General features: G+C 46.8%; 2 protein-coding genes. Both read left to right on the top strand.

Going from position 1 to position 5,864, the window contains the following annotated elements:
- On the top strand, nt 1–752 hold a 752-nt coding region (locus KDK17_RS06170), incomplete at its 5' end, for a hypothetical protein (RefSeq protein ID WP_257287608.1).
- Between the two features lie 239 nt (nt 753–991).
- Nucleotides 992–5,864: hypothetical protein (locus KDK17_RS06165; protein ID WP_257287607.1), on the top strand; the 4,873-nt coding region annotated here is incomplete at its 3' end.

Raw genomic sequence — 5,864 nt, 5'->3', positions numbered from 1 at the left:
GACGTGATCGCACCATGAAGATGTATGAAAATGGCTGGGAGAGATACTTCAGGGAAAATGTGCCTAAATGGTCATTCTCCCACGCAGAAAGTGTTCCTTACTCTTACACCTTAGGCGCCTTTTACGAATGGCAGGAGGGCAGTGACAAGAAAGTGCCTGTCCATCATGAGAAAAATGCTCCTCAATCAAGCTTTTTACCTTCAGCTTCAGGCGATCTGCTTGATACTGATGAGAAGAGGGGGAAGTTGGATTGGGATGAATGGGAAAACGTCAGTGAAGCAACCACGGAATCGGCAACAACCGGTATTTTCAAATCTGTGACCAATGAAACACCGATAATAACTCCAAGTATGACGTTTCACCTTGAGTTCGCAGTCACCACTCCGACTGCCACCCCCCCGGAAGTGGCGATGACACCTGTTGCTAAAACGCTAACTTCTTCGGCTGGTGAGGCATCCGTGACCAGTCAGATACCCTTGGCGACCCCGGGTGTAACGGCTGCCCCCAAATCCACAACGGCGACTTCATTGACAGTGCCCGAAGTAACGCCAACCGCAAAAGTGGATGACTTTGAGGAAGACGAGATATGGGAGGACATTGAACCCCAACCATTACCCACTTCAACTTCAGCGACAACAACTTCAGCGCCTCTGCCCCCCTCTGCAGCCGTGCAACCAAAACAGGCTGATCCGGAGTCGTTCGACTTTGATGAAGATTGGGGTGACATTATGAATACCCACAACGAACTCTGATATTAGAAACCGGTAGACGATTCCACCATAGCTATCCAAAAGAAGCCAGTATAAAGGAATACATACTGGCTTCTTTCTGATCAGGCAACCAATCAGCCACCTGAGAGAAGGTATGAATGAATGTATTCCTTCCCTGAAAAAACGCGACTAACAGCCATGAGCGATTGACAGCCGCTTCTTCGCCTGGTGTGGAAATCACTTTTCACGGTAATAAAAGTTTTCAGCTCCGAGGTAGTAGAATGACAAATGCTTGCCCCAATGCATTAAGTCTTGCCGTGGCCGTTGCAATCAGCTCCTCCATGATGGGTACACAGGCACAGGCCGATCGCAGGCTTCAGACAAAATCTATTGATATTCAGAGCGACGGCCATGCGGAGTTTATCCGGAGTGAAGTCATGGTTCAGCCAACTTTAGGTGATGACCAACAGCCAATACCCAACTCTTTTACCACCTCTTACCCTGACCAGTCTCAAAGAAATACGGACTATGTCCCTCCTTCTCTGAGCTTTACAGCAGTTCTTTCTGGTGTTGATGGTGGTGTTTACAGTGTTGATCAGTTTGAAACAGGCAAGAATAACCTTGCTCAGAAATACACCAAAGTCCTGAAGGTGGGTGATGAAGGCGTCTTCAGGTTCACCCATAATCTGGACAAAAAGGCACTGCACATTGAAGTCAGAGGCGGAATGACCGACCCGGATTCAATTGCGGCTGTTCGTGCTCAATTGGGTTGCGTCCCATCATTGGAACCGTCAACGAAAATCGCCACCCCCTTACAACTGGCTTTTTTGCTGGAAGGTGTCGACGACAGAGCAGGAAGCCTCGGCAGAAGTGATCACTATGTTGCCCTTGCCAGCATTGAAGTAGAAAAAGTAGAGGTGAATGGACGTACCTTTATGCGTCTTATCGCTGCGGGCGATCAGCCCCCTGAACTGCAAAGTCTGGGTCAATCACTCTTTGTCAATGATGAGGTTCTCCTGACAGCCGCTGCCTCGGCTTACATCCAGGTTCATGTCCTGGGAGAGGATTTACAACAGCAGGCTCTTAATGACCTGTTGGCATACAGCAAACCCGTTGGCTATGTTGTACACGCCGAGGATGATACAGAGGTCTACCCTGTGCCTCCGGGTTATCCAAAGCTGGAAGTATCAGAAGCTCCGGGGGAGGTTATTGTTTTCCATGGTCAGAAGCAGAATCCGCATGACATCGCTTTCGTAGAAAACCTCTATAAACTCTGGGTAAAAGCCTGGCTTAACAACCGCACCCCCGCAGCAGCAACACGAGTTAACAAATATAAGGTCAAAAGCTACCAGTACGTCATTCGCAGCAGGCAGATGGAGCTGTTGGATCAGTTTGCCAATCAGCTGGCCGCTCATCCCAATGCTGAGCTTGACGAAGATCAACTGATGATGCTTGCAGACTATGAATCTCTCCAGCAGGCATTGAGTAGCGCCACCCCGGACGCGACAGATGAATTTCAACTTGCAATAAGACACATCAAAGTTGCCGAGTCGATTATCACGTCACCCTGGATTCAGGTTCAACTCGCAAAACATTTCGGCTTCAAACCCGCACTGAGAAATCTTCTGACTAACGAGCATTTTCTCAAAGAATTTATGTCCATTGTCAACGGCGAGGCGGCCAATGCTTTTGACTACGACGAAGAGTTTGCCAGCAAAATCGTTGCCGACATGACCAGGCAAATACTTGAGAGGGAAAGCAGACAAAAGGAGCTACAGACGAAAGAAGTACGACTCGCCCAGCTCAAAAAGCTTTACCATCTCGAAATGGATAAAGCCAACCCCAATGATGAGGAACAACTGACAACGCAACGACACTATCAGAACATTGAGGGTGAGCTTGCAGAGGTTCGTGTCAAACTGGAAGATCTGAAAAACCAGGAACGGAAACTTCAGCGGGAAGTCAAACGAATTCCAGAGCTGGAACAACAAGTTCGTGATGCCAGAAAAGAAGCCAGTAATCATTACAACGCTCAATTTGCAAAAGAGCTTGGTATTGTTAACTGGGATGACACCCAGCCACAAAAAGAGCAAGCCAGACGCATCACAGGGAAACTTAATGAAATCTTCAGAGCCGTTGCCGCAACAAAACAGCCTGAGGAAGAAGCTGTAAAAACAAACCTCGCCGCTATTGAAGTCCAGCTCGGTATTGCTCCAGACAATGAAAACGATCTGGATGCCCGCTTTCAGTCCATTCAACGGCATCTGCAACAGAAGGAAAAATTAACCGATGAGGCAATCTGGAATAGACTGATTGTCATTGAACAGCTCGGAGAGCAACATCTTCAGCATTTACAAAAGCTGAAAAAACAGAAAAACTGGCTACAGGAACTTCAGCAGGAACTTGATCGAACTCCAGCGCTGAGACGAGAAGTTCGTGATCCTATAGAAAAGACCATAACCGATTACTACGTTCAACTGGCAGAAGGGCTTGGTATTAGCAACTGGGTTGTGACCGAGCCATTTGAAGAACAAGCCAGACTCATCAGAAAGAACATTCATAAAATCAAAAGATCGGGAAAGTCCCGGAAAAAAGCTGTAATAGAAAAACTGGCGGCCGTTGAAGGCCAGTACAACATCTTTCCCAACAATGAAAACGATCTGGAAGCTCGCTTTCAGTCCATTGAACAGCACCTGCAACAGCACCTGCAACAACAAACAGAACTCATCGAAGGGGTAATACGAAATAGACTGGCTAACCTTGAAGTTCAGCTGGGTCTGGTTCCGGGTGACGAAGAGCAAATGGCATACCGTCAAGACCTCATTCGGCAGCACTTAAGGCAGCAGATAGATCAGGTCGACCAGGATTACCTTCGGCAACAGAGCATCAAAACAGGCGCTGAAAAAATAGCTGCAACCAAAGCTCGATTTGCAAGCATTGCCAAACATTTAAACATTCAGAACTTTGATGACAATGAAGATATTGAGACCCAGCAAAAACGTCTGATTCAGAGAATTCAGACACTGAATACTCACGCCGCCAAGGAAGAAACGTTCGTCAAACTCAGGCAGGAAGCTATGGCGACGGTTCTTGGCCTTGAACTGAATGAAGACAGCACATTAGAAGACCGCCAGGAACTGATAGAACATCGTCAGCTCAGGCTCTACAGACTTGCAGATTTCGAAAAAGAACTGGAACACATCTCAGTATCAGGCCATCCGATAACCACGCTTTCGGAATTGGAAGATGTACTACAAGACATCAGAACACCAGGCCACCCCAGATTCAAACCTGAAGTACTTGATAAACTGAGTGCCGTCGAAGAAGCTCTGGAAATGAGGGAACTCAATAGCGAGGATGATGAGTACTATCGTCGTCAGGCTATTTCAAGGGACATTCAGACATACATCAGCGAAGCCAGAGAGCGGGCAGAAGAAGACGCGCAAGATGTACTGAGAGCCGTAGAAGAAATACTCGGGATCAATGTCAATGAAAGTGATGACAAAGGAAAACGACTTGACAGGATTCTTGCAAAACTTGCCGACGATGAAGTTACCGAAAAAAAACTGAGTGATATACATAATGCCCTCTGGGGAGAAGAAGACTTCACACCTGCGAACAGCATAGCCAAGGTTCGAAGACTTAGTGAGCGACTTAGCCTTTATGTCATGGACTCGGATTTGCGAGCCACAACACAACAGACAAGGTTGCTTAAGGCTATAGAAGATGAGCTGGGCATCGACAGGAATGAACACGTTGCAGCTAAAGAAAGAGGCAAGAATTTCGTTGCCAAACTGGCCGATGATCTGAAAATAGACATTGTAAAAGATGCCAGCCTGAATAATCAGAAAGCTGTTCTAAAAGCCAGATTTCAGGCATTGGATGATGCAGTAAGCAAGCCCTGCGATGATGAAGGTAAAAGAAGAGGAATACATAATGAAATTGCCTACCAGCTTGGCATTCAGGGCTATAGAGATGATGCCCCTGCAGATGATCAGACCCATCTCATTAAAGAAAAACTCCAACAGCTGAATAAAGCAGTTTTTATGGCGGGTTGGCCTAAGTTTAATGAGCGTATCACAGCCATTAATGCTGAGCTTGACAGGCTAATGGCTTGTCTGGGACCTAAACCACGATACGTTCTTGATCGTGAGGTAGCCAAAGCCAAAAGTGACACAGAAAAAGCTAACAGTGAACTGGAGAAACTTCGTCGCAAACTCGATGCTGTTCATCGTAAACAAGTGGTAATCGCGCATCCTGATGACGTTCACCCTGATACAGATAAAGTCATCACAGCGCTCAATCAGGTCATGAAACACATTCACACCGAGCTGGGCCTGACTCAGGATGACAATCACACCCCTGAAGACCTATTAGACGACATAGAACGTTTTTTACAAAAAGAAGACGATGCAGTAAGGCGAGTTGAGACCGTTCAGAAACTGAGAGATACCATCAAAGAACTGAAAATCCCTTTTAAGAATGACCCTGATAATCAGTCAGAAGCAGACCATATTAAAGTCATTAGAGAATATACAGCCTCTCATGGCCGGGATAAAGTCGATCAAGCATTGGGCGAATTGCCTGAAACAAGGAGACAATACGCTCAGGTCAGGAAGTTCCTGCATGAATACGATTTTAGAGCAACGGAATTGGCCAATGCACAGGATGAAGAAAAGCAGGCCCGGGAAGCTTTAGACACTAAAAATCAGGCGATTGGCCATTCCAAAGACATCAATCCGAAAGCTAAAACCCAGCTTGAGCGCAGTAGAGAAGTGCTGGATTTAGTTCTGGAACAGAAAAAAGCAATTACATCAGAAGCACAAGAAGCCCTGAAGGCTCATGAAGCGAAGCTCAAAGCCATCGAAGATCACGTGGGTCTTAAGCCAGCCCCTACAGCCCGCTACGCTGACCGGGTTGATGCCTTGAGAAATAAACAGATAGAAATGGGCGGGCTTGATGGTACTGGCGGTAAGATCCTGCAACTGACTCAGAAACAGGACCGTCTAAACAGACAAATAGAATTCAGGACAGCGGAAATAGAGCAATTAAAGGAAGTCCTGAAAGCCGCAGAGAAAGCCGTCGAAAATGAGGGTGGCCCCTTCCAGTACACGCCGAAACAGGCAAATATACTGACCGATATCTACGCCTTCG

The sequence above is a fragment of the Endozoicomonas sp. SESOKO2 genome, assembly GCF_024606245.1.
In the GTDB taxonomy this organism is placed as follows: Bacteria; Pseudomonadota; Gammaproteobacteria; order Pseudomonadales; family Endozoicomonadaceae; genus Endozoicomonas_A.
This window is presented reverse-complemented; position numbering and strand designations above follow the sequence as displayed.